The sequence below is a fragment of the Sinorhizobium chiapasense genome (assembly GCF_045277575.1).
GTDB classification, from domain to species: Bacteria; Pseudomonadota; Alphaproteobacteria; order Rhizobiales; family Rhizobiaceae; genus Ensifer; species Ensifer chiapasense_A.
The window spans coordinates 2587469-2611168 of record NZ_CP144206.1 but is presented as its reverse complement, the minus strand read 5'-3'; the positions used below and the strand labels follow the sequence as shown (position 1 = coordinate 2611168).

24 protein-coding genes and 1 pseudogene are annotated in these 23700 nt (G+C 60.0%); 7 read left to right on the top strand and 18 right to left on the bottom strand.

Going from position 1 to position 23700, the window contains the following annotated elements; translation table 11 throughout:
- On the bottom strand, positions 1-354 hold the full coding sequence (locus QM996_RS30985; RefSeq protein WP_500270450.1) for a DUF6894 family protein: 354 nt from the start codon (positions 352-354) through the stop codon (positions 1-3).
- 189 nt (positions 355-543) lie between these two features.
- Between QM996_RS30985 and QM996_RS30980 the strand changes: the two genes are divergently transcribed.
- Positions 544-840: a hypothetical protein gene (locus QM996_RS30980; protein ID WP_500270449.1), complete on the top strand. Its 297-nt coding sequence runs from the start codon at positions 544-546 to the stop codon at positions 838-840.
- Positions 837-2459, top strand: a complete 1623-nt coding sequence (locus tag QM996_RS30975; RefSeq protein ID WP_334197603.1) for a DUF1254 domain-containing protein — start codon at positions 837-839, stop codon at positions 2457-2459. Before QM996_RS30980 ends, QM996_RS30975 begins: the two co-directional genes overlap by 4 nt.
- 292 nt (positions 2460-2751) lie before the next feature.
- On the opposite strand, the gene QM996_RS30970 is transcribed toward QM996_RS30975, so the two are convergent.
- Entirely contained in the window at positions 2752-4509 is a 1758-nt protein-coding gene (locus QM996_RS30970; RefSeq protein ID WP_334197602.1) for an adenylate/guanylate cyclase domain-containing protein, read from the bottom strand.
- Positions 4510-4689: 180 nt separating this feature from the next.
- On the opposite strand from QM996_RS30970, the gene QM996_RS30965 reads away from it, so the two are divergent.
- On the top strand, positions 4690-4944 hold the full coding sequence (locus QM996_RS30965; protein WP_500270448.1) for a DUF1016 N-terminal domain-containing protein: 255 nt from the start codon (positions 4690-4692) through the stop codon (positions 4942-4944).
- Positions 4945-5009: 65 nt separating this feature from the next.
- Here the strand turns inward: QM996_RS30965 and QM996_RS30960 are convergent, their stop codons facing one another.
- The 7 genes from QM996_RS30960 to QM996_RS30930 form a co-directional block, all read right to left on the bottom strand.
- A complete protein-coding gene (locus tag QM996_RS30960) occupies positions 5010-5147 on the bottom strand; it encodes a hypothetical protein (RefSeq protein WP_173519127.1) in 138 nt (45 codons plus the stop codon).
- A 330-nt stretch (positions 5148-5477) separates the two neighbouring features.
- Entirely contained in the window at positions 5478-6551 is a 1074-nt protein-coding gene (locus tag QM996_RS30955) for an ABC transporter ATP-binding protein (RefSeq protein ID WP_334197601.1), read from the bottom strand.
- The gene (locus tag QM996_RS30950; RefSeq protein WP_334197600.1) at positions 6548-7375 is read right to left on the bottom strand and encodes a carbohydrate ABC transporter permease; all 828 of its coding nucleotides are present in this window, start codon (positions 7373-7375) and stop codon (positions 6548-6550) included. Before QM996_RS30950 ends, QM996_RS30955 begins: the two co-directional genes overlap by 4 nt.
- Complete coding sequence (locus QM996_RS30945) at positions 7372-8274, bottom strand: carbohydrate ABC transporter permease (RefSeq protein ID WP_334197599.1); 903 nt, start codon at positions 8272-8274, stop codon at positions 7372-7374. The genes QM996_RS30950 and QM996_RS30945 overlap by 4 nt, the downstream gene beginning before the upstream one ends.
- A gap of 196 nt (positions 8275-8470) precedes the next feature.
- On the bottom strand, positions 8471-9703 hold the full coding sequence (locus tag QM996_RS30940; RefSeq protein ID WP_334197598.1) for an ABC transporter substrate-binding protein: 1233 nt from the start codon (positions 9701-9703) through the stop codon (positions 8471-8473).
- 59 nt (positions 9704-9762) lie between these two features.
- A complete protein-coding gene (locus tag QM996_RS30935) occupies positions 9763-10665 on the bottom strand; it encodes a sugar phosphate isomerase/epimerase family protein (RefSeq protein WP_334197597.1) in 903 nt (300 codons plus the stop codon).
- 10 nt (positions 10666-10675) lie between these two features.
- Positions 10676-11710 carry a Gfo/Idh/MocA family protein gene (locus tag QM996_RS30930; RefSeq protein WP_334197596.1) on the bottom strand — a complete coding sequence of 345 codons (1035 nt, stop codon included), beginning with the start codon at positions 11708-11710 and terminating at the stop codon, positions 10676-10678.
- Between the two features lie 137 nt (positions 11711-11847).
- Here QM996_RS30930 and QM996_RS30925 point away from each other — a divergent pair, with 137 nt between their 5' ends.
- Positions 11848-12864, top strand: coding sequence for a LacI family DNA-binding transcriptional regulator (locus QM996_RS30925; RefSeq protein WP_334197595.1), 1017 nt, complete (start codon positions 11848-11850; stop codon positions 12862-12864).
- Between the two features lie 157 nt (positions 12865-13021).
- Here QM996_RS30925 and QM996_RS30920 read toward each other — a convergent pair.
- Together QM996_RS30920 and QM996_RS30915 are read right to left on the bottom strand one after the other, a co-directional pair.
- Positions 13022-13210, bottom strand: a pseudogene (locus QM996_RS30920) (IS110 family transposase); the annotation flags it as partial.
- A 748-nt stretch (positions 13211-13958) separates the two neighbouring features.
- Positions 13959-14258 carry a hypothetical protein gene (locus QM996_RS30915; RefSeq protein ID WP_334197594.1) on the bottom strand — a complete coding sequence of 100 codons (300 nt, stop codon included), beginning with the start codon at positions 14256-14258 and terminating at the stop codon, positions 13959-13961.
- A gap of 232 nt (positions 14259-14490) precedes the next feature.
- On the opposite strand from QM996_RS30915, the gene QM996_RS30910 reads away from it, so the two are divergent.
- The gene (locus QM996_RS30910) at positions 14491-14700 is read left to right on the top strand and encodes a hypothetical protein (RefSeq protein WP_334197593.1); all 210 of its coding nucleotides are present in this window, start codon (positions 14491-14493) and stop codon (positions 14698-14700) included.
- A gap of 66 nt (positions 14701-14766) precedes the next feature.
- On the opposite strand, the gene QM996_RS30905 is transcribed toward QM996_RS30910, so the two are convergent.
- The 7 genes from QM996_RS30905 to QM996_RS30875 form a co-directional block, all read right to left on the bottom strand.
- On the bottom strand, positions 14767-14973 hold the full coding sequence (locus tag QM996_RS30905; protein ID WP_334197592.1) for a hypothetical protein: 207 nt from the start codon (positions 14971-14973) through the stop codon (positions 14767-14769).
- A gap of 131 nt (positions 14974-15104) precedes the next feature.
- Entirely contained in the window at positions 15105-16223 is a 1119-nt protein-coding gene (locus QM996_RS30900) for a CapA family protein (RefSeq protein ID WP_500270447.1), read from the bottom strand.
- 267 nt (positions 16224-16490) lie between these two features.
- Complete coding sequence (locus QM996_RS30895; RefSeq protein WP_334197590.1) at positions 16491-16682, bottom strand: DUF6494 family protein; 192 nt, start codon at positions 16680-16682, stop codon at positions 16491-16493.
- A gap of 166 nt (positions 16683-16848) precedes the next feature.
- Positions 16849-17286 carry a curli-like amyloid fiber formation chaperone CsgH gene (gene csgH, locus QM996_RS30890; RefSeq protein WP_334197589.1) on the bottom strand — a complete coding sequence of 146 codons (438 nt, stop codon included), beginning with the start codon at positions 17284-17286 and terminating at the stop codon, positions 16849-16851.
- 71 nt (positions 17287-17357) lie between these two features.
- Positions 17358-17795 carry a curlin gene (locus tag QM996_RS30885; RefSeq protein WP_334197588.1) on the bottom strand — a complete coding sequence of 146 codons (438 nt, stop codon included), beginning with the start codon at positions 17793-17795 and terminating at the stop codon, positions 17358-17360.
- Between the two features lie 522 nt (positions 17796-18317).
- Positions 18318-19541, bottom strand: a complete 1224-nt coding sequence (locus QM996_RS30880) for an acyl-CoA dehydrogenase family protein (protein WP_334197587.1) — start codon at positions 19539-19541, stop codon at positions 18318-18320.
- Between the two features lie 89 nt (positions 19542-19630).
- Positions 19631-21262 (bottom strand): ABC transporter substrate-binding protein, encoded by a 1632-nt coding sequence (locus QM996_RS30875; RefSeq protein WP_334197586.1) that lies wholly within the window; start codon positions 21260-21262, stop codon positions 19631-19633.
- A 348-nt stretch (positions 21263-21610) separates the two neighbouring features.
- Between QM996_RS30875 and QM996_RS30870 the strand changes: the two genes are divergently transcribed.
- Complete coding sequence (locus QM996_RS30870; RefSeq protein ID WP_334197585.1) at positions 21611-22711, top strand: LLM class flavin-dependent oxidoreductase; 1101 nt, start codon at positions 21611-21613, stop codon at positions 22709-22711.
- A complete protein-coding gene (locus tag QM996_RS30865) occupies positions 22708-23661 on the top strand; it encodes an amidohydrolase family protein (RefSeq protein ID WP_334197584.1) in 954 nt (317 codons plus the stop codon). Before QM996_RS30870 ends, QM996_RS30865 begins: the two co-directional genes overlap by 4 nt.
- The last annotated feature ends 39 nt before the right edge of the window (positions 23662-23700 follow it).

Here is a 23700-nt window from a genome sequence, read left to right as displayed (position 1 = left end):
CTAGTCTTTCAGGACCAGCTCACCGTCCAAACTTTCACTCCTGCCTGAACGCGCGGGCGAAATCCCGCGGGAGTTGCCTGGTATCCATGCCGGCAGCTCCCGCCAGGCATGTTCGAACTTCGAGCTTGCAGACTGCCAGGGAGGCATGGCCTTCGTCGCCGTTACGCGCGCCAAAACAGGGCCACCTGCCCTTTCAACAGTTACGATTACGCTCCGGTGCCTGTCGTCTTCTGCGATCCCGTCCGCAACCGACCTACCGCGCGCCACCGCCTGGCTGTCGCTGGCATGAAACGTTCCGGTGCGGTCGCGATTGACCGTCCCAAGAAGATGAATGTGGAAGAGGTATCGGCGCATCTTCGTACTCGAACACCGGCATGGCCTTTCCACTTCTTAGCAGCTTCTAAAGTAATTTGCGCGTGACAGTCGCGTGACACCCCTCGCCACATGGTTGCTTTGTCGGGGCGCGTCAATGGTTCTGAAGCCGTGCACCGGCGAGCCGTTGATATGCGGGCGAAGCCAGTTCCAATCTTCGGGGTTAGGCCAATGACCATTGTATCGTTATCGAAGTCCGCAACACTCGCAACCGCCCTGCTCGCCTCGACGGCCGTTGTCGCATCCGTCAAGGACGTCACCATTTCAGTTTGGTCCGGCGGTTCCGGTCCGAACGACAACTACCGCGTCGACGCGATCGAGATCGCCGCCGACCTGCTCGAGCGCGAAGCCGCCATAGTGGAGCATCTTTCCGGCCACGAGGAGAAGACTGCGAGAAGTTCTCCTCTGGACAACGTTCTAGCAATGGTTGAGATTTCCGCGCAGTGCTGGGACGAGGGAAAACCATGAATCGCTGTCTAGGATCGACTTTGACCATACTGATTGCTGCCTCCGCCCTGTCTTCGGGCGCTGCCGTCGCACAGGTAGCACCCGAGGCCGTCCGATCCCTTGGCGCCCCCGATGCGGTGCAAACGCGTATCGGGACACTGGAGTTCAAGGATGGCGCCCCGACCGCCGAAACCGCCAAGAAGGTATACGATGCGCTCGACTTCACACGTGCGCTCGATGTCTACAACAACAGCTTCCGTGGCGCGTCAGCCCTGGCGATTGTCAAGGGCTTCGCGAGCATCGGCGTCAATGCTGGCGATGTTGCGATCTTCTCCGATCTGATGGATGCGAACTCGCTATTCCTCACCGCAAATGCCGATACCGTTTACTATTTGACCGCGCTCGATCTGAGCAAAGGGCCCATCGTCGTCGAACAGCCATCAGGCGCCGTCGGCACCATCAATGATATGTGGTTCTCCTGGATCATCGATATCGGTGCCCCAGGCCCGGATCGCGGCCTCGGCGGCAAATATCTGATCGTCGGCCCCGACTATACCGGTCCGCTGCCCGAGGGCGGCTACTTCGTTGCACATTCGAAAACCAACCTCGCCCTCTATGCTGCGCGAGCTTATCTCCTCAACAATGACCCCAAGCCGGCGGTGGAGAACGTCAAACGCAACCTCAAGATTTATCCCTATTCCGCCGGCTCCTTCGGAACCAGCATCGCGCAGGCGCTCGAGGGGACGGTGCGGATCGCAGGCGAGGCGGAAGTCCCCGAGACGAAGTTCGTCGAGGTTAGCGGGAAGTCGTTCAACACGATCCCGCCAAGCGACTACAGCTTCTTCGAACTGATCAATGAAAACGTCCAGAACGAGCCAGCCACGAGCTACGACATCGAGCTCGCCGGGCAGCTCGCAGCGATCGGCATCGCACATGGCAAGAAATTTGCCCCCGACGAGCGGATGAAGAAGATTCTCTCGGAAGCAGCCGCAGTCGGGCAGGCAACGGGTCGGGCGCTCAACTGGCGCTACGCGATGAAACATCCGGACTGGGCTTATTACGAAAACTCGCACTGGGGCAGCATGTTATGGGAAGGCGGCGCGTTTTTCGAAACCCCGCCGCCAGTCTTCGAGGAAGGCTTGTTCAAACCGCTGCCACCAACCGGTGCGCGCACGCTCGATTCGCGAACAGCCTTCTACTACGGCTATACGCTTGACTCGCCCGGCATGATCATGCGCACTCCGCGCGTGGGTTCCCAGTACCTGATGGGCTTCCTTGATGCCGAGGGCACCCCTTTTGACGGCTCCAAGACCTATAAGGTGACGCTGCCCAAGGACATCCCGACCGAGGCATTCTGGTCCTTTACACTCTACGACAACCAGACGCGTTCGATGCTGCAGACGCCGCAGAAATACCCGCGCGCCGGCAGTCAGAGCTATCCATCGCCGGCTGCAGAGACCGCCGCCGATGGCGCCACGGTCGTCTATTTCGGCCCCACCCAGCCGAAGGGGGTGGGGCGCGGCAACTGGATCCAAACCGATCCCAAGAAGGGCTGGTTCACGATCTTGCGCCTGTACAGCCCGTTACCCTCGTTTTTCGACAAAACTTGGCGGCCGAGCGAGGTCGAGCTGGTGAAATGACGACACCTGGGTGATTGCCCCGTCTCCGGGGCGCCATGCTGCTCACAAGCTGATTGCCGTCTCCGGCCGCGTGGTCGACATGAGTGGAGCTGCGAAGCGCGACAAGGAATTGAGGCGCTTCCACTTCATACATTATGGATCTTCGTGGCCCAGAACGCGAACATCCTCGCAACAATCCGTGCACGGGGCTCATGACGAATGGCCCCTTCAACCTTCCGAGACATTTGGTTGGCTTTGCACAAGCGAGCAAACTCTCGGCTAAAAGCGGAGTTGGCGCGTGCTTCAACACCAATCAGCGTTCGGGCAATCCTGCTTTCCGCAAGCCCTCGGCCATTTGATGTTGCCATTGCGGTATGTTTCGAAACCAGGGCAGCGCTCGATACCGGTCGATTGTAAAGCCTGGCTCGGCCGCCAATAGCTTTTGCGCGGCCCATCGGGCGGTCTCCAGGTCTCCGTTCATCGCCGACCAAGCGGCGAGATGGCGGTAGGACCAGGTCACGTCAGGATAGGTGTTGATGACCTCATGGGCGATCGCAATGGCCTGTGAAAGACAACCTTCCATGGCCAGGGAAAAGGCCATCCCCAATCTCATGTTGAATACAAACGGATCCCTTGGACTCAGAGCCATCCCACGCTGGAAATGTTCCCTCGCTTGCGAGGCTTCGTCCTTGTAAATGGCGAGCCAACCCAGACGCGCGCATGCCCAGGCATTGTTTGGATCAAGCGCGAGCGCCTTTTCGATAAAGGTGGTGGCGCGCTTCTGGTCACCGCAGATGCTTAATGCCGCGCCGGCGGCAGTCAGCGCGGTTGGATCATCGCTGATCGAGCCCACGGCTTCGACCGCCGCGCGCGCCCTTTCCAGCTCACGTTCCGGCTGTTCGGTCCACAGGTAGGAGGCGTTCGAGGCATGGCACCACGCCAAGAGTGCATGTGCGCGGCCATAGCCCGGATCGACGGCAATCGCTTGCTGAAGCAACTCGATCGCCTGGTTGTTGGTATCCTTGCGGCGGCCCCAGAGGTTCGGGAAGGCCCGCATAATGAGATCATAGGCCCTGAGACTGGTCGGCGGCTTGCGCCTGGCCAGTGCGATCTCGGCATCGCGGATGGCAGGGTGAATGGCGCCTGCCACCTGAGCCGCGATCAGATCCTGGAACTCGAAAATATCTTCGATTGCGCCTTCGTAACGATCGGCCCAGAACTGGGCTCTTGTCTCGGCATCGATCAACTGCACCGAAATGCGCAATCGGTCGCCGCCTCGGCGAACGGTGCCCTCGACCACATAGTTGACGCCGAGCTCCCTGCCGACTTCACGCACGTCGACAAAACGTCCCTTGTAAGTGAAGGCGGACTGGCGCGCGATGACAAAGAAGTCCCGAACGCGAGAGAGCGCTGCGGTAATCTCTTCCACTACGCCGTCCACGAAGTATTCGTCACCCTGACCGCTGAGGTTGTCGAAGGGCATGACGGCGATCGACGGCTGGTCCTTGTCACGGCGGACGGCAAATGATGGCGCGGACGCGATGCCGCCTTCGACAGGCGTCCCTTGCTGCCATTCGACCCGAAAGACGAAAATTGGCCGGGGGATGTTCTTCAAGCTGCGCTCACCGAGGCTGGTCAGCGTAAACGGCACCTTGCCGTCGAGATGTTCGCGCACGGATCCCGAAATGCAGATGCCTGACGGAGCGGCAATTTCCTGCAGGCGAGCCGCAATATTGACGCCGTCCCCGAGCAGATCGTCTCGCGACACAATGACATCACCGAGATTAACGCCGATGCGGAATTCCAAGCGCCGTTCGGGGTCTTCTGACACGCTAAGAAGACCGCGCTGGATTTCGACGGAGCACCGGACGGCCTGAACAGCGCTTGAGAACTCGGCAACAAAGCCGTCACCGGCGCTACCGAAGATACGGCCGCCATGCTCGCGTACCAATTCGGCGATCCGATTGCGGCACAGATCGAGTGCGCGAATCGTGCCCTCCTCGTCCAGCGCGGTAAGGCGGCTGTAACCAACAACATCGGCTGAAAGGATGGCTGCAAGCTTTCGATCCACAGCACTGACCGCTCCTGCGGCGCCACGATATCGTTGGGCTTCATATGCGCGCAGTTTCCCACATTCGCAGATGTTTGTCGCCAGCGAGATCGGATGAAAGATCTCGGCAGCCACGCTGCACGGTAGTCTCCCCCCCGCTCGAAACAATCGCCGCTTGTCCACGCGCTCGGCGGCAAGTCAGTGCGCCTGAGGGCAACCGTTGCCGTTAACCGAGAACTCGTTCTGCTCTACTGGAGCATCGGCCGCGAGATCTTGGCACGCCAAAACGCCGAGGGATGGGGCAGCAGCGTCATCGATCGGCCCGCCGCGGATCTTCGGCGCGACTGCCCTGAAATGACGGACTTTCGGTACAAAACCTCAAGTATACGCGCGCCTTTGCTGAGGCGTTCCCCAACGAGGGCACTGTCCCGTCACGCGAGTCGATTCGCTTGTTAGGCCCCAGTCGCTGTCGGAGTTTTCACGACCATCAGCAGCACACTTGCTGCGCCGCCGGCACCGCTTCAGCGCGGGGCAACCGCGCCCGCATAGAAACCGCCGTCACCGCCGTAGTAATCCTCTCTGACACTGCTCGCACCGCCGGCGGTCTGGGCGCATCCGGCGAGCGCGGAGAGTACGAGCAACAATGTGACAATACGCATTGAGTTTGATCCCTTCTTGGTTGCCGCACACATAGTCATCGGCAAAGGCTCGGACAACCAGGCGGCAGCACGTTTTTCAACCAAACCCTGTATCCGAACGAGTACGTTACTGAAGCGAAGAGGCACAACCGGGACGATCGCGCCACCCCATCTATCTGGCCTCTCGCAAGATGGGTAGTGATCATCCGCACATCCGAATCCAATTAGCCTCTTGGCCAATGTGACCCGTCGCTCGATCGATACCTTATGTGATCTTTCGCCATCGCAAGGGCGTCGGCAAACCCGTGGGCGGGACGCATGCGAGCGCTACCGGCCGATAGCCATTTGCCCTCAGCCCGGCACGCGCCGTTCGGTTTCGGCGTCGAAAAGATGAATGCTGCCGGGGGCGAAGTTCAGCCCGACCCTGTCGCCGGCTCGCGTCTCCGACCGGCCATTGAAGACCACCGAAAGCTCGGGCGTCGTTGCCATCGTCAAAAAGCAGGTCGCCCCGGTCGATTCGACCAGCGCCACTGGCGCCGAGAGAACGCCCTGATCCGGCGCAGCAAGCTCGATATGCTCTGGACGCAAACCGATGCTCAGGGCCTGCCCCGGCCGCACTTTCCGGTTGATGGCGATTGTTTGTTTGACGCCGAGATCCAAGATGATCGACTGCCCATCCTGGCCGCCGATCGCAGGCAAAAAATTCATGGCCGGAGATCCGATGAACCCGGCCACAAACTTGTTCGCCGGCCGGTCATAAAGCTCAAGCGGGCTGCCTTGTTGCTCGACGACTCCATCGCGCATGATGACGACATGGTCCGCCATCGTCATCGCTTCCACCTGGTCGTGAGTAACATAGACCGATGTGGCGCCCAGCCGGTCGTGCAGCGCGCGAATTTCCTTTCGCATATGTACACGAAGTGCCGCATCGAGATTGGAGAGCGGCTCGTCGAAGAGGAACGCCTTCGGATGACGGATAATCGCTCGGCTCATCGCCACGCGCTGTCGTTGGCCTCCGGAGAGTTCACGCGGATAGCGCCCGAGCAGATGCGTAAGCCCTGTCACGGCGGCGACTTCATTTGCCGCCTTCTTGCGCTCGGCCTTGGCAACGCCCTTGATGCGCAGGCTGTAGGTCAGGTTTTCCTCGACCGTCATGTGCGGGTAGAGCGCGTATGACTGGAACACCATCGCCACATCCCGCTTGCGCGGAGGCACGGAGTTCATAACCTCGCCGTCGATCTTCAGGGTGCCGGACGATATGCTCTCAAGGCCGGCCAGGGACCGCAGCAGTGTCGACTTGCCGCAACCCGAAGGGCCCACGAGAGCGGTGAAACTGCCCCTTCTGATCGAAAGCTCAATATCCTTCAGCGCATGATAGGCGCCATAGTACTTGTTGACGTTGGTCAGTTCGATCTGGGCGGTCATTTGAGCGCTCCCGAGGTGAGGCCAGAGACGATGCGGCGTTGCAGGAGGACGAAGATGGCGAGGATCGGCGTCACGTAGATCGCCGCATACGCCATGATGTTGTTCCATTCATTGGTGTTCGGCCCCATGAAGGAGTTCAAACCGACGCTGGCCGGTTGAAGTTCGACAGCTTGGATCATCGATTTCGAATAGACGAATTCTCCGAAGGCCTGCATGAAGATCAGGATGGCGCTGACGAGGATGCCGTTTCGTGCCAGCGGCAGGACAATGTTGAAGAAGGCGCCGACCCTGGAGTTGCCGTCTACGAGTGCCGCTTCCTCCAATTCCTGAGGCACACTCATGAAGGTCGCGCGCACCAGAACGACGAAGAAGGGCATGCTTTTCGCCGCAATCGCAAGGATGACCGCAAGCCGCGGATAATTGAGCAGTCCAACTTGCGAAAAGCCCACGAAGATCGGTGTCACCATCAGCGATGCCGGGAGCACCTGCAACATGAGGATGAGGAAGAGCCCGATATCGACCCAGATGTTGCGGTAGCGCGCCAACACATAGGCGCAGCCGACACCTAGCACAGCGATGACGCTGACCGCCCCGCAGGCAATCACCAGCGAATTCCAGATATACCGGCCCAGATTCCGGCTTTGCCAGACGTTGCCGAAGATCTGCCACTGGGGATCGGTCGGCCAGAAGGTCGGCGGCGTGGCGAACATCTCCGACCCGGACTTGATCGTGGTGATGTACATCCAGTAGAGCGGGAACAGATAGATGCCGGCGAGAATGACGGCGACTGCGAAAAGCAGACGATCACGGGATACGTTACTCATCCGCGCACCTCATGCCGTGTTGAGCGTACATAGACGACCGAGGCAATCATCACGAAGACGATCATGATGACCGAGATCGTCGCGCCCTTGGCAAAGTCATACTGCCGAAACGACAAATCCCAGGCCCAGTATTGCGTGACGTTCGACGCATTGTTCGGCCCTCCCGAGGTGATGGCTGCGAACAGATCGAATTGCTGCAGCGTGAAGATAAGCCCGAGCGCGATGATGGCACCTATCGACGCGCGCATCATTGGCAGCGTGATCGTCCAGAAGCGTTGCCAAACATTGGCGCCGTCCAACTCGGAGGCCTCATAGAGATCGCGGGGGATGGCCGACAGTCCCACGGACAGCAGGATCATGTTGAAGGATGTGCCGAGCCAAACGTTGGCGATAATGACCGCCCACAGCGAAAAATCGGGATCGGAGCGCCAGAATATGTTGCCACCGATAAGACCTGTTTCGCGCAGGATAAAGTTGAGCACTCCAAAGTCGCCCGAGAGGATCCAGTTCCAGATTGCGCCGACCACAAGCCCGGGCATCACCCAGGACACCAGGAACAGACCCCGCAGCCACGAAGCACCTGGAAAATTCGTCCAGAAGAACAATGCCAGGCCGAAACCGACCAGGAATTGACCGGTGATCGAGGCGATGACAAAGGTCGCGGTATTGGCAAGGATCGGCCATGTTTCCGGCTGGGCGAACAGATCGCGATAATTCTTGAGACCAACGAAGGGGCGCCAGAAACTGCCCAGGCTGAACATGTCGACCTCCTGGAAGCTCATGACGATATTGTAGAGCAGCGGCAGACCGGACAGAGTGAGCAGGAAGGCGAGCGGCAGGCTGACAAGTCCGATATCGAAGCCGCGGCCGTCGATCATGCTGGATAGAAAGCGTTTCATGGGCTCCTCCGCCGCCAAGGCGCCAGCACACATGGCTTGCACAACTCGGCCTGCAAGTTAGAACGTGTGGGAGCACGCCGATAACAGGCGGCGTGGTTTTGCGGTTTCCGCCCGAGCGCCGCGATTGAGCGCGTGTGAAAGGCGGCCGGCTGCTCCGGTCAGTCCGGAAACGTGCGGGCCGCCTTGCCCGGGGCTTCTAGCCAAGCACCGCCTTTATCTTTTCAGCCGCCTGGTCGAGTGCGTCCTTCGAGGTCATCTGTCCGGTCAGAGCCGCCTGGATTGCATCCTGGATTGCCTTCGAGATCTTCGGCCATTCCGGATGGGGCCCGCGCGGCTTTGCAAACTTGAGCTGCTCGATGAAGACCTTGAGAGCCGCGTCCTTCAGCGGCACGCCTGTCTCGGGGATAGCGATATCGGAACGGGCCGGAAGCTGCCCGAAGTCCTTGAACATGCGGTCGTCCTGGGAGGCGAAGTATTCAAGCACCTTGAACGCTTCGGCAGGATGCTGCGTGTTCGAGAAAATCGCCCAGTTGAAATCACCCATGGCCGACGAACGCTCCGCACCGACCTTCGGCACCGGCAGCAGCGCGACACCCCAGTCGAACTTCGCTTCGCTCACCATCCGGTCGAGCTCCCACGGACCGGAGATGGCCATGGCGGCGTTACCGGAATTAAACGTGCCGGTCGAGTCCCATTGACCGCGGGTCAGCGTATCCGGCGAGGCCAGTTTTTCGGTTATGATCGTCTTCCAGATGTCGAGCGCCTTGACGGCGCCATCCGAATTGATGTGCTCGTAACCACCGCCGGCCATCTGCGCCCAGGGGAGGAACTGGAATGTCCCTTCCTCGCTCGCCTTGGCCGAAAACGCGAGCCCGTAGACGTTGGCGGCGGGGTCCGTCAGCTTGCGGGCCGCATCAACCAGTTCGGCCCAAGTCTGTGGCGGCTTGTCGGGATCGAGCCCCTTCGCCTTGAACATGTCCTTGTTGTAGTAAAGCGCGATCGTATTGGTGGCCTTGGGCAGGCCGTAGTTCTTGCCGTCCCACATGGTGGAGGCGAGAGGTCCTGGAAAATAGTTCGCCGTCTTCACCACGCTCGACTTGGCGATCATGTCGGTGAGATCGAGGAATGCGCCGCGCGACGAGAACAGTGCATGTTCCGGATTGTCGACAGCGATGATGTCGGGCGCCTGCCCGGTCGAATAGGCACGCATCGCCTCGCTGACGACATCGTCGAACTGGATCTGGCGATACTCGACCTTGATGCCGGTGTTCAGCTTGTTGAAGTCCGCTATCAGGTTCGGTGCGGGCTGGATATCGCGATCGAGCGACCAGACGCTGATCGTGACATCGTCCGCCTTGGCAGAGAGACCGAACAAAGAGACACCTGCAAGGGCGAGAGCGCCCAGGATTGCGGAACCGCGGATAGCCATTTTCTCCTCCTTTGGTTATCCCAATGCCGGCATCCTCCATGCCGGCCGGCATGCACGTCTCAGACCGGGTCGACGACAAAGTCGCCGCCCCGGCACGTCTTGAGGTAGTTCAATCCATGGACCTGGCCGGTCATCTCCAGATCGTCGCGATAAACCGGATCGTGCCAGCCTTCGATATCGATCGAGCCGGACCAGCCGGCCAGCCGAAGCTCGGAGAGCACGTCGGTCCAGTTGGTGTCGCCAAAGCCGGGCGTGCGCATGAAGACGAACTTTTCCTTGCCGAAAATTCCGTGTTCGCGGATGACGTCCCAGCGGATGGTCGCGTCCTTGCCGTGCACGTGGAAGATCTTCTTCGCCCATTTGCGGATCTGCGGCAGCGGATCGATCAGATAGACCATCTGATGGCATGGTTCCCATTCGAGCCCGATGTGGTCGTCCGGCGTCTCGTTGAACATGAGTTCCCAAGCGTCCGGATTATGGGCGATGTTCCAGTCCCCGGTATGCCAGTTGCCGTCCATCGCGCAATTTTCGAATGCGATCTTCACTCCCCTGTCGGCCGCGCGTTTTGACAGCTCCGACCAGATTTCCCTGTAGCGCGGCAAGCTGTCGGTGAGCGGTTTGCCCCGAAGGCGGCCGGTGAAACCGGCAACGCATGTGGCGCCGAAGTGGTGGGCATTGTCGATGCAATCCCGCCAGCCCTGCAAGGTTTCCTCGTCGATCGCGGTCGTCTCCAACGGATTGCCGAACATGCCGAGCGTGGAGATGGTGATATCGCGGTCGCCGATGGCGGCCACACAACGCTTGCCAAGTTCGGCGAGATCCTGCCCGTTGGTCGTCTGCCAGAAGAAGGGCTCGAAACTCTCGAAGCCCATGTCGGCGATCTGGCTGATGCGCTTGTCTGCGCCGCCCTTGGTGGCCGAAATCATCGTTCCGATGCGAATGGAGTTTCTGGGGTTTTTCAAAATTGGCTCCCTAGGCTGCGATGGTGACGCGCTTGCCATCCCGCGCGCTGTCGATCGCGCCGAAGACCATGGCAAGGCTTTTGATGTTGTCGCTGCCATCCGTTTCCGGCACGGTTCCGGCGTCGATGGCTTGGACGAAACGCTCGATGACGCTCGCGTGCCCGTGCGTGTCAGCACGGTCTTCGGCCTCGGGCACTGCGATCGGCTCGACGGTACGCAGGAAACCCTCGCTGCCTGTGACCACATTGGCCTCGAAACGCTCACCGCCATCCCACAGCAAAGTTCCCTTGGAGCCGACAATTCGCCACGCGCTTTCCCAACTGGTGTTGGCGCCCTCGGCGCACCAGGAACCGCGATAGCTGAAGGTGACATTGTCGGAAAATTCGAAGATCGCATTGGCGGCCGCGCCGTGGCGATACCAGGAACCCTGCGGATTGTATTCGTGGCAATAGACAGCAAGCGGCTCCTTGCCGGACATGAAGCGGGCCGCATCGAAGGTGTGGATCGCCATGTCGAGCAAAAGGACATTGTCCATCTGTTCGCGAAAGCCCCCGAAATGCGGACCGAGGAAGAAATCGCAATGCAACGCCGTCAGCTCGCCGAGGCTGCCGGACTGGATGAGGCGGCGTATACGGCGAACGCCATCGATGAAACGTCGGTTTTGCACGATCGCATGGATACGCGAGGCCTCGGTCGCAAGTCGGCGCAACTCGCGCGCCTCTTCGAGCGTGGCGGCCATCGGCTTCTCGCTCAGCACATGGCAACCATGAGCGAGACCGGCGGCCACCACTGCGCGCCGCGCCGCCGGAACGACGATGTCAAAGAGCAAATCAGCCCGGCTTTCGCGAAGAACCTCCGGCAGGTCCGTGCCGATCAGGATGTCGCCAAGGTGGAATTCGGCGGCGAGCGCTTCAGCGGTCGCCCGATTGAGATCGACAAGGCCGACAATCGCCACCTTCCCTCGAAGAGAGTTGCTCTCTGTCAGAGCCCTCAGCCAGCCTTTGGCCATAGCTCCGCACCCGCACAAAACGGCCCTGTGTCTCAAGTGATTTCCTCCAAGAAACGGAAGCGGCAACTCCTCAATTGGCTTCCGTAAACGTTTACGATACTATGCGGCAACGGGTTTTTATGTCAAGAGGTGAGAAAATGGCCGGTCGCGGGTCTCAGGAGGAACGCGGAAAAATGAAGGGAATTCGCGAGCTAGCTGAACACCTCGATATTTCGATCGGCACGGTGTCCCGTGCGCTGAACGGCAAGCCCGACGTCAACGAGGAGACGAGAAAAAGGGTGCTGGAAGCAGCGGAATCCCTTGGTTACGTCGCCAACCAATCGGGTCGCGCCCTCCGGAAGGGAGCAACTGGCGTCATCGGCTTCATGATGCAGACCGGCACTGAAATCACCGGCCAGGGTGATACCTTCTTCATGAGCGTCTTCGATGGTGTTCAGACCGTTTTTGCGCGTCACAAGCTCGATCTGGTCGCTCTGCTCTGCTCCTCTGAGGAGGATCCGAACGACTATTTGAAGCGCGTCGTTGCCCGTGGTTTTGCCGATGGCATCATCCTCTCGGCGACCCGGCGGCACGATGCCCGCTTCGAACTGCTGGCCAAGCGCAAGATCCCGTTCATTACTCTCGGACGAAGCCTGACCGATGTCGGCCAGCCGTGGCTCGACCTGGATTTCGAGGGCATGGCCGAGGCTTCCATCGACCGGCTCGTCGCCCGGGGTCACAAGAACATTGCCATCACGCGACCGCATGACGACATGAACCTCGGCTATGTGTTCGAGGATCAGTGCCGGGCAACCCTTGCCAGCCACGGGCTTCGCCTCGACGAGCGTCACGTCTTTCGTTCGACTCCGAACGAGGCCGGAGGCTACCAGATCGCCCGTGAACTGAGCGCGCTTCAGAACCGTCCGACGGCGATCGTACTGATCAACGAAGCAATTACCGTCGGCCTTTATCGCGGGCTGGTGGAAGCGGGAATAAAACCTGGGCGAGATCTTGCGATCATCGGTCGTCAGAGTCCGCATTCGCAATTCCTGTCGCCCCGCCTAACATCATTCAGCCTGTCGCTACGTGACCTCGGCATTGCACTTGCCGAATCCCTGCTTGGCACGATGCCGGCTTTCGCCCACGTCTACCCGGCGAAACCCGCACGACTGCTCTGGCCCATGGCACTCGTTCCGGGCGAAAGCGATTAAGCAACAGACATGTCCCATCAGCAGGATGGGGCATCCGGAGGTCAGCGTGTCAACGCCATCAGGTGTTCGATAGCCGGATCGGTCTCATCCCAGCGGTAGATATCCTCGCGCAACGCAGCGATGACGGACAGGCATTTGCGGCATTCCTAAGAAACAATCAGGCGGGCATTGGCGTGGGCTGTAGGACATACCCAAGCGACTTTGCCCTCCGCTCGAGATTAGTCAGGATGCGTCGGCGGTAATTGTCCTCGTAGTGGGAGGCTCCCGGATCGCTGTATTCCATACCGTGCCGCAGGGCGTTGTAGAACAAGACGGCGATTTTGCGAGCCGTGGCAGTGACCGCCTGATTGTTTCTTAGGAATGCCGGGCATTTGGCCCGACTGGCGCAGGCGATCGCCCTGATAACGCCTGCGAATACTCGTCATCCCCTGAAATGGGTACAGCTCCCCACAGGACCAAAAGGCGGAAATTCAGTTTCCCTGGGAACGGCCGGTTCTAACTGGTCTGCCTAAGATTAGTGTCGTTCAAATTGGTCATGGATACGCCAGATGTCTAACTCAATCTGCGAGACATTTCCCGGGATATGCGAAAAAAGCCGCCTCAGAGGTCCTCGAGCGACTCGGCTCTTGCGCGCCGCAAACGACAACCTTCTTCATGGCAACTGGTCATCGTTCGACACGTCCATTCCCACGGTGTCTCCTGGTGGCGACGGCAGCCCTGCCGTCCGATTTGGATCCGCGATCTCCATCTTGGGGTTGGTTGTTGTCACTGCGCATGCCGAGATTGGAGCCGCGGCAGAAGTCTTCTTCGGGGCGCTTGGTGAACTCTTGACGAGAGTGCCAACGATTCTCTGGTGACTTCGACCCATGCGAGCAAGGCCAACACGGGCCGGCAGAGGCGGTCGCGGTCTCTTCAGGCAAGAGGTCGTAGTTGCATTGCAGAATCCGATTTGCCCTGACTGTTGAAACATCGATCAGTTCAGCAGGCAAATGGCAGCCAGATGGAAAACTGTCCGAAAGGGCGGCGGAAGACATAGGATGCGGACTGATCCTTCCGTGCGGCGAGTGTGCAGTTCCCCACGCGGTCGACGTGGTTTAGAAACCGCGCGGCGGCACGAACAGGCAGACGGTGCGCCCGCTCTTGGAGCCGTTCACTGAACACCAATGGTACTCGCCATCGGGCGAATCTCGGATCCTTGCGTCCTTGTAGGGAATAGTCTCGCCGGTCGCTTTTACGATGAAGCCTTCCGGACGCTCGCTGATGTCGGCAGCCGGCACTTCCCGACAATCGAAGTTCGCGCAGCAAGACGGTGGATAAGTCCATCCACTCAGTGCGTCATGGGCCGAAACGGGCGACGATAGCAAGCAGAAGCCGAGAATAATGGAAATCCGCATCCTGGGTTCCTCTTTTCGTCAAGCCTTCGGGTTCGAAGGCTGCGAAACGGAACCACGGTCGACGTAAAATGATCCATCGTTTCTCAGAGCCCCCATTAAGCTTCATCGCGAGTTCATCCGAGTGATGCGCTTCAAAAAAGTCTTTACTGCAACCCGACCACTACTGGCTTGGCAATGCCGCAGAGGTGCTCATAGGTCGCTTATAGAGTGGGTCTATGGGTGGTTAGCACGGATGGCTTCGGGCATTATCGAGGCGTTGACGCAACGTTGGGAAAGTCGCCACGAGCAATCCGCAGCCAGCGTGCTGGCAAAACTGATGGGCACAATCCGTCGCAGGGGAAAAGAGGAACTGGAGACCTGTCGCAGCGAAAATGACGCGACAGAGGCTGTGATCCCTGAACACGAGTTAGAGAGCGAAGGGGTTCAAGAGCCTTCTGTCTGAGCGGTCGAATTCACAGACGTCGCAAACTAGCCGGGAACCCGTTACGAACGCAATCCGGGTAGATGACTAGTCCCGCGGATTCGCCCGCCAATACCGTGCAAGCTGCGGGTCGTGCTCCAGGTGCTCCTGCCAGGCCGCGTCAGGCACCTGACCAGAACGATAAGCCTCAATAAGCAAACGCTGATCGTCGTTCAACTCGGGCTCGTCCTCAGCATGGTGCCACTGGAACAATCCGAGCACCGCCTCGCCGATATCTCTCATATGGATGGACATTTGAAGCCTCAATTTGCCGTCTCGTCATAAAACGCATAGAGGCCGATGATGTTTCAGAGGTCGACTGCACCAACCCACATGTCATACTGACATAGATCACCGCAATCGTCGTGTGCGCCGTGGAGACATCTTCATTGCCCCGATTTGTTCGCGCTTGACCACGACAAGGTAAACCGCCCACCCAGCTCTGGTCGCACGCCAGTCCCAAGCCGCCGGCTGTTCCGGTCGAGGGTTTTGCCGAGCCACTCGACGTCCTCTTTGGAGGGATAAACGAGAGTGAACCGATGTGCCTGCAGCGGGACGATTTCAAGCGTCGAAAGCTCGCCATTCGCCGGGTTGATGCCGGCGAAATACATCAGACGCAGATCGCTCCGAAACTCCTCGTGCCCGGCAATCCCTTCATAGTCATTGAGGAAGTCCCCGCAGCCATAAAGGATGAGACGGGTGCGGTAGACTTCGATCGCCTTGGCGTGGTGCGATGAGTGTCCGTGCACGATCGACACGCCGGCATCGTCTATAAGCGCATGCGCAAATTGCCGCTGACCGGCGCGTATATCATCCCCCCAATTGGGCCCCCAATGAATCGATACGATTACCACATCCCGTGGCCGCTTCATCCTGACGATATGATCGGCAACGTCACGGGCACTGGTCGGAGTAAGATCCGGCAGAAAACTCACGCCTGCCCTGTTGCTTGCCGCGGCCCAGCTTCGTGGTGTCCCAGCCGTCGGCGTCGCAAGCGCAAACACGAGCACGCGCCCTTTGTTACCCCTCTCAAGGACGGCCGGCGCACTCGCTTCGGCCAGGTCAGGCCCGGCACCGGCGGTCTTGATTTGCAGGCGGTCCAACGCCGCCAAAGTGTCGAGTAAGCCAACGGGTCCCCAATCAAGAACGTGGTTATTGGCAAGGACACAGCAGTCCACGCCGGCAGGGACAAGACAGGATGCGTTTTCGGGGCTCATCCGATAGTTGATGCCCTTCGGGACGTAATCATTGCTGCGGGTTATGGCCGTTTCGAGATTGATGATGCGGACATCAGGGCGCACACGCTCGAGCTCATCCAATGCCACGCCCCAGATATAGGTTGGCCCCGCCGACCGCGGAATCGGCCCGTGTGCTTGCTCCGCCAGACGGACGTAGTCTCGGGCTGATCGAAGATGGTCCTCATGTAGAACCGGGTTGGATGGAACGGGCAGCACCTGATCGAGGCCCCGCCCGGTCATGACGTCACCGCAAAGGAAGAGCTGCATATACGGGTCGTGCTGGTGTGACCGTCCCATCAGATGCCCCGAGCTTTTGCCGCTACTCTTCTCGCCTGCCGAGAACAGGGCGGCTAACCTATTGGGGTGACAATTTAGGCAAGGCTATCGATCGCGACCCCGGCTGGAAGGTCCGATCCCGGCGAAGGCCTTCAAAAATGCCAACTCCTCCTTTTCGGCCATCCTGGACCTCCACCAACGCCTGCATCGAGCGGTATCAGGGCGTGCTCCTGGCTGGGGCCGGCGCCCCCCTTAAGCTTACGGAAGTTCGATCTCGCCGTCGATCACGTGGTTGAGTCCGGTGCCTTCCGCTGTCAGTGTCATGTGGACTTTCAGCTTCTTGCCGCCGATCTGCCCTTCGCGCACCGTCTCCTCGATCTTGCGCTGTGAGGTAATGCCGACTTCCTTTAGGAACTTGCGAATCGACATGTTGAAGGTGTCTTCGCTCATGGCGGAACTCCTCAGTGTCCGAACGGCATTGTAAGGGAAGGCGAGTGCCCAAGGAAGCGGGACGATGACGCACGGCGCCAAGGACGCTCAATGACGATGCGTGGGGGACGAGCGATAGCCAAGGCCACTGAGTTGGGGATTTCGCAAAACAATCTTCGTGGCCACGTCAGCCTCCATATCCGGATCCACGATGACGCGCCTTGGATGTCGCGCCGCTGACGCGCTCATCACAACTGACTTTCTTGCCGCCCACCCTAATGTCGAGGTCGGCGTCGTAGACCGTGCCGTTCGCCTCGAGCGTGACCGTACCGAGCGTGGCAGGCCGTCCGGGCGTGGCACTGAAAGTGCCGCTCTGCTCCACATCTGAGTTCCCGTTCCCATCGGCACCTTCAACATGGAAGGAATAGCCGCCGCTCACACTTCTATCGGCATGGACGAGCGCCTCCAGCGTCACCGTGTCGCCATCCGGCGTCGCACGGATCTCGCAGCGCACTGGACCATCTGAGTGGTCGGCGGCAGCGTAGGTCGCCAACGCGCTGGCGGTAGCGAAAAGCAAGGCGAGTGCCGCCATCATGCGGCGGGGACGATAGAGGATGCGATGCATGAGACGCCTCCTGGGGTAACTCATGGGCAGCCGCGGCACCTTTTCCGCGGCCGCCCGGCCGATGTTTCCGGCTACTGGCAGGCCTGGACGAAGGCGGCAACGTTACCGTTGCCGCCTTGGCTAACATTGGCATCGCAGCCGCGGCCAACCTGCACACCGGCAGCGATGTTGCCGTTGCCATCCTGGGTAAGGATCGTCGTATGGTTGGAACCGAACTGGCCGACACCGGCCACATTGCGGTTGCCGTTCTGGTAGGTGGCACCGTAGTTGCCGGCGCCTTCCTGACCTATCGCGGAAAGGTTATGCCGGCCGCGCTGCTGGCTGATCATCGTGTTGAAACGACCGTTCTGGTGGACCCGAATGCGGTTTCTGAAACCACTCTGGGCGCCACCAGCCGAATTTGACCAGCCGTATTGTTCAATGCGCACATCGTTGGCCATGGCCGGGACGGTAGCAGTGGTGCCGACAAGAGCGGCGAGCGCGGATGCGACGAGAGCATTGCGGATCATGATAGCATCTCCATAGGCGGTCGGGACCGCGGTTTGAACAGCTTTGTTTTAGGGAAGGCCAATCGAACCTATGCTGAAGGCACCATTCACTCCGGGTTCAGGAGGGCTCGACGGATACGCTTTTGGAAGCACTCAAATTGGCGGGCGGCACTGTGCAACACTGGATGACCAGACACTTTTGTGGGATCAACGGTTCCTGCCGCCTGTGCCCTCCATCGAACGGGCACGGCGATATCAAGGGGCTTGCAGCGGTGAAACATGTCGCAAGACTTGGATTCCGGCTGCGATGTAATCGGTGATCCAAGAAGCTGGCGAACTCCCCCCGCAGTCGACTCCAACCGAAAGCTCATTCCAGTCGACACATTAGGCGATCAATTTGGAACAAGCAGTGCACGGCGACGTTTGAAGCGTACGCTCAGTTCGAGAACTTTTCGACCAAGTCTCCGCGCAGCTCAGTTAAATCCTGCGGGTACGCGCTCATCATGGGGAACCTGCGGCGCCCCTGTTTTGACAGGCGTGCAGTCAAAACACCTTTCCTTCCCTCAAATGCGTGGTCGTGCCGTTCAGCAGGTAGTCGCCCAACACACGCGACTTGTGCTGGAGCGGGTTGTGGTTGAGGACCGTGCGGATATTGCGCCAGTGCCGATCGAAATTGTTGTTGCGGGAGGTCGCCGACCCACCACCCAGTTCGAACATTCGTTCGGCGCTTCGCAATCCGAGCTGACCAAGTACGAGCTGTGCTCGGGCCGTCGAAAGCGCGCTGGCAATCAAGGCATCCTCGATCTCGACGTCGGTTCCGCCGCCGAGGGCGGCGACCGTGCGGTCCAGCACTTCTGCGGCGGCGGCGACCGCCGTATCGATGGCGAAGGAGTTTGCAGCAATTTCGCCGATCACCTGCTGGACGAACGGATCTTGATTGGCCGTTTCGGCGCTGCTGTGGGCGGCTGAGCGCGCCTGCTTGCGGACATAGGCAAGGCCGTCGGAGAGGACATTACGCACCGCACCGGCCGCGCTTGCGGCCAGGTGCAACTGGCGCAAGGTCGAGCAATGGCGGCCAACGAGATTGTCGAGTGCGCGGCGGGCCAGTTCGTGCGGGAACACCTCGACATTGTCGAGGATCACACCGCCGCTCGCGGTCAGGCGCTGCCCCATTCCATCCCAATCGTCGAGAATGGTGATGCCTTGCCTATCGACCGGCAGGAGAACGCCGACCGCCTGCCCTTCCTCGTCCAGCGCACTGAACGAGGCAAAGTCGGCGAAGGCGGTGCCCGTTGCGTACCATTTGCGACCGTTGAGCCTGTAGGTGTCACCCTGCCTGACGATCGTCGTCGTCACCTGCCCTGGGCGGGCGGTGCCCTGTTCGGTATGGGCGCCGCCAAAGAGCTTGCCAGCAAGGATCAGTTCGACGGCGCCGGCATCCCGCTCGCGCGGGTCGCTCAGGATGACGTTTTCGACGTAGTTGAAATGGGAGCGAAGTGCATGTGCGACGTTGGAATCGGCGGTACCGATCGCGGCGATCATCTCGATATAGTCGGCAACCGAACCGCCCGGCCCACCGAGCGCAACCGGGACGCGGAGGGTCCCAAGTTCCAGTTCGCGGAACAGCTCGAAGGCTTCGAAGGGGAGTGTGCGCGACAGATCTCGCTCGGCCGCGCCCTTGGCGACCTCGGATACGAAGCCAGGAATGCGCGCGAGAAGTTCCGCGCGTGTTGGGCGGGAAGCGGTCAGCGCCTTGGTTATCGTCACATGTCAACTCCGACTGATGAAAAGGAAAGCGCAGCCGGGTACCATTCCGGCTGCACTGGCGCCTTCGACGATTACGTCGTCGCGATCATTCACGATTGCCCGTCGAGATAGATGTCCGCCCCGTTGCTCCAGAGATGCTCGACACCCAGTTTCAGGTTCTTCACCCGCTTGTCGTAGACGGTGATCACTGCCGGCGTGACGATATCGAGCGTCGGCAGGTCCTGAACCACCAGCTTCTGGAACTCATTGAAAAGTTCCAGCCGCTTCTTCGGGTCGATCTCGACTGCGGCGGTTTCAAGCAGTCGGTCGACCTCCGGGTTCGAATACTTCGAGCCGTTGGTGAAGGGCACGCCGGGCTTGAAGTTCTTAGACCAGTAAAGACGCTGAACGCCGACGGTCGGGTCGTAAAGGTTGCTCATGCCTTCGATGGCGATATCGAAATCGCGATCGGTGAAGACGCGCTTGACGAAGGTCGCAAAGTCCTGCGTCCGCAGTTCCACCTTGATGCCCACCTTGGCAAGGGCCTGTGCGATGTATTCCGCCGTCTGCTTGGGAGGACCGGACGGCTGGGTCGGGTCGATGAACAGCTTGAAGCGGAAACCATCGGCCCCGCGCGCATAGCCTGCCTCGTCCAGGAGCTTTTCGGCCTTTGCCGGGTCGAACTCGTATTTGGGGAGGTCCGGCGTGTAGAACTTCGCGAGATCCGGGCTGACCGGCCCATCGAGCCGGGTGGCGTAGCCGAGGTAGACAGTGTTGACGATGAAGTCCTTGTCGACCGCGTGCGCAATCGCATGGCGGACCTTGATATCGGCCAGATATTTGTTCTCGAGATTGAACTCGGCGCGGGCGATACTCGGAGAATAGGGTGCCGGGTCGGTATCGACGACGAGGTTCGGATTGGCCTTCAGGCGATCGATGTCGGTCAGCGGCAGATTGGCCGTGGAGACCTGCACTTCGCCCGTCTCGATCGCGGCGACGGCTGCAGCCGGATCGATGATGAAGCGGAAGATAATCTGATCGAGATAGGGCTTGGGGGAACCCCAATAGTCCTCGTTTCGGACGAAAAGCGCATGGCTGCCGCGAACCCATTCGACGAACTTGTAGGGGCCAGTGCCAACCGGCGCGACGTTGTGCGGATTTTCCGCGATCTTCGTCCCTTCGTAGAGATGTTTTGGAACGATCGGCGCCTCGAAGCTGGCAAAAGCGGTCAAAAGGTAGGGCGCCGGCTTTGAAAGGATAAGCTCCACCTCATGCGAATTGAGGATGTTTGCCTCTTCTACGTGGGCAAAGGTCGCACGACCGCGCGGATGGTTCTCCTTCAAAGCCAGGATTGAAAAGGCGACATCCTCAGCGGTGAAATCCTTGCCATCGTGCCAACGAACACCCTGACGCAGCTTGAACCAGTAGCGCAGGCCGTCTTCGCTCACCGTCCACTCCGTGGCGAGCAGCGGCTGAGGATTGAAATCCTTGTCATAGGTCAGCAGGCTCTCGGTCGCCTTGCCGCTGATGTAGTAGGCGGCGCCAGCGCTATGGGCGATAAGCACCAGAACCGGCGGCTCAGTGCCGATATTGATCGAGACGCTGCCGCCGCGCGGCGGCTCGCCCGCCGCCAACGAGGGCACCGGCAGCATTGGCACGGCAATTGCCGTCGCGAGCGCAACGGAGGAGAGGAGGAACGCGCGGCGCGTCGGTTTCAAAGTCCCTGTCTGTCTTGATGTCATCTGAGTATCCCCAAGCAGGCGAAGCACAGGCAACGCCGATTTCTGCAGCACCCGGACGGGCTGTTAGGTAGATCTTATAAAATATACTAACTTTATCGAGATAGTGTATTTCTAAAGTCTACGGCTTTTCTGAAAAAAGCTACTCAGTGCACACTGAATGCCGCGTCCCTGAGGTGCCCGAGGACGAAATCAGGGTGCGGCAACGCCGCCACTACGGAGGAAAAGTTCTCGTTTGGACGAGCGCGCGACAATCCATCCCAAGATCCGCCGGCAAAAATCAATCGACAAAATACATCAAATAAATAGATTAATGCTTTTTACGCGCCTAGCCTTTTGAAGGAGTTCTCCATGCGCCCTGAATTCATTGGTCACACGTCCAACAGGGAAGGGTCCGATATCGTGCCCGCTTCGGGTCCGGTCATCGACAAGACCTATATTCGCAATCACGTTCAAGCGGCGGAGGCGGCGGGCATTGATCGTTTGTTAATCGGCCAATTCGCACAATGGCCCGACAACAACCAGATCGCGGCTTACGTTTTCAGCCAGACCGAGCGAATCGGGGCGCTGCTTGCCCATCGGCCTGGCCTGATGGCCCCGACGCTCGGCGCGCGCCAGCTTGCGACGCTCGACCAGTTCTCCGAGGGCCGCTTGTGGGTGCATATCATCACCGGTGGATCCGACACGGATCAGGCCCGCGACGGCGACTTCGACGATCACGATACACGCTACGCCCGCACCGACGAGTATCTGCAGGTACTGAAGAAGGTGTGGGAGAGCGATCAGCCGTTCGATCACGAGGGCCACTTCTATAAGTTCAAGGGCGCCTTCAGCCAGGTGAAACCCTTCCAGAAGCCTCGGATCCCTATCTCCTTCGGCGGTTCGTCGGACGCAGCCATCGCGGTTGCCGGCAAGCATGCGGATGTCTACGCGCTCTGGGGCGAGCCGCTCGACGGCGCGCGGGAAACCATCAACAAGGTGCGGGCGGCGGCGATCGCCAATGGTCGTGCGGCCGACGATATCCGCTTCACTCTCGCCTTTCGCACCGTGGTGGCGGAAACCGAAGACGCAGCCTGGGCAAAGGCGGCGGATATCCTCGATAAGGTCAAGTCGCAGGTTGCGCGCTCGACCGGCGGCAACGGCGAGAAACTGCCGTCGAATGTCGGTTCCGTTCGCCTGCGGGAGGCCGCCAGCCGTGGCAAGGTCCTCGATAAGCGGCTCTGGACCGAAGTCGCGGAAGCAAGTGGCGCCGGCGGAAACTCGACCGCGCTGGTCGGAACGCCCGAACAAGTCGCCGACGCCATCCTCGACTACTACGACGCCGGCGTTTCCAACTTCCTTGTCCGTGGCTTCTACCCGACGGAGGATACCGTCACCTACGGACGCGATGTCGTGCCGCTCGTCAAAGCCGGCGTGGCCGAGCGCGAAGCGAGAAAGGTTGCCGCCGAATGACCGCGCCGCTCGATATCGTCGACATCCATGCCCACCTCTGGCCGCCAGCCTGGCGCCCCGGCGGCAAATATGAAAAGCCCGCTGGCGCATTCGCGCCGGAGATACACCGAAAGATCACCACGCCCCAGGCGCTGGTCGACGAGCTTCAGCAAAACGGCGTCTCGCTTGCCGTGGTCACCGCGACGATCGAAAGCCTCTTCGGAATGGACGGGGCCGTGCCACTTTCAGCCCTACGGCAAGCCAATGACTGGTTGGCAGCACTTTCACGCGAATACCGGACGCTGACCGGATTTGCCGCCATCGATGCTTTTGCCGGTGAGGAAGCGGCGCGCGAGGCCGAACGGGCGATCGTGGATCTCGGCCTTTCCGGTCTGGTGATCGACAGTTCGCGCGACGGCAAGTTCATCGCCGATCCCGCAGTCAGACCAACACTCGAAGTCGCGGCGCGCCACAAGGTGCCAGTGTTCGTGCATCCCGTGGCGCATCCGAACGCCGAGTTTCTGATCAAAGGCGCCGGCAATCTCGGCACCTCACTCGGGCGTGGGCTGATGAACGGTGTTGCGTTCCTGTCGATCATTCAGTCTTCTCTGCTCGACGAGCTCTCGGATCTGCACCTTATCTTTGCCACGCTCGGTCTTGGCGCAATCGTGCAGGCCGCGCGCGGCGGCATGTACGGTCGCGCCGAGCGGGTGACCGGACGGCGGCCCAACATCTATTTCGACACCATGGGGCATGATCCCGACATCATTCGAACGCTGACCCGCTTCTTTGGTGCCGAACGCGTCCTCGCCGGCACGGATTGGCCGATCCTTGCAGCGCTCAACGCAGACGCGTTGCGGCAGAGCCAGGCGCAGGCCGGATTGAATGAGCAGGAGGCGCGTCTCGTCGCCGGCGGCAATGCTCGGCGCCTTCTCGGACTGCGGCACGATCAGGCGGCGGCGGCAGAGTGACGGATGCCAAAACGAAGCCCCGGATCAATGATCCAGGGC

Bases quoted from the DNA above. Each gene is read 5' to 3' on its own strand.
- QM996_RS30870 (WP_334197585.1), top strand. From the start codon at position 21,611: ATGCGCCCTGAATTCATTGGTCACACGTCCAACAGGGAAGGGTCCGAT.
- QM996_RS30940 (WP_334197598.1), bottom strand. From the start codon at position 9,703: ATGGCTATCCGCGGTTCCGCAATCCTGGGCGCTCTCGCCCTTGCAGGT.
- QM996_RS30900 (WP_500270447.1), bottom strand. From the start codon at position 16,223: ATGCAGCTCTTCCTTTGCGGTGACGTCATGACCGGGCGGGGCCTCGAT.
- QM996_RS30950 (WP_334197600.1), bottom strand. From the start codon at position 7,375: ATGAGTAACGTATCCCGTGATCGTCTGCTTTTCGCAGTCGCCGTCATT.
- QM996_RS30955 (WP_334197601.1), bottom strand. From the start codon at position 6,551: ATGACCGCCCAGATCGAACTGACCAACGTCAACAAGTACTATGGCGCC.
- QM996_RS30875 (WP_334197586.1), bottom strand. From the start codon at position 21,262: ATGACATCAAGACAGACAGGGACTTTGAAACCGACGCGCCGCGCGTTC.
- QM996_RS30975 (WP_334197603.1), top strand. From the start codon at position 837: ATGAATCGCTGTCTAGGATCGACTTTGACCATACTGATTGCTGCCTCC.
- QM996_RS30905 (WP_334197592.1), bottom strand. From the start codon at position 14,973: ATGTCCATCCATATGAGAGATATCGGCGAGGCGGTGCTCGGATTGTTC.
- QM996_RS30910 (WP_334197593.1), top strand. From the start codon at position 14,491: ATGGCTTCGGGCATTATCGAGGCGTTGACGCAACGTTGGGAAAGTCGC.
- QM996_RS30915 (WP_334197594.1), bottom strand. From the start codon at position 14,258: ATGCGGATTTCCATTATTCTCGGCTTCTGCTTGCTATCGTCGCCCGTT.
- QM996_RS30895 (WP_334197590.1), bottom strand. From the start codon at position 16,682: ATGAGCGAAGACACCTTCAACATGTCGATTCGCAAGTTCCTAAAGGAA.
- QM996_RS30865 (WP_334197584.1), top strand. From the start codon at position 22,708: ATGACCGCGCCGCTCGATATCGTCGACATCCATGCCCACCTCTGGCCG.
- QM996_RS30980 (WP_500270449.1), top strand. From the start codon at position 544: ATGACCATTGTATCGTTATCGAAGTCCGCAACACTCGCAACCGCCCTG.
- QM996_RS30960 (WP_173519127.1), bottom strand. From the start codon at position 5,147: ATGCGTATTGTCACATTGTTGCTCGTACTCTCCGCGCTCGCCGGATGC.
- QM996_RS30885 (WP_334197588.1), bottom strand. From the start codon at position 17,795: ATGATCCGCAATGCTCTCGTCGCATCCGCGCTCGCCGCTCTTGTCGGC.
- QM996_RS30925 (WP_334197595.1), top strand. From the start codon at position 11,848: ATGAAGGGAATTCGCGAGCTAGCTGAACACCTCGATATTTCGATCGGC.
- csgH (WP_334197589.1), bottom strand. From the start codon at position 17,286: ATGCATCGCATCCTCTATCGTCCCCGCCGCATGATGGCGGCACTCGCC.
- QM996_RS30985 (WP_500270450.1), bottom strand. From the start codon at position 354: ATGCGCCGATACCTCTTCCACATTCATCTTCTTGGGACGGTCAATCGC.
- QM996_RS30945 (WP_334197599.1), bottom strand. From the start codon at position 8,274: ATGAAACGCTTTCTATCCAGCATGATCGACGGCCGCGGCTTCGATATC.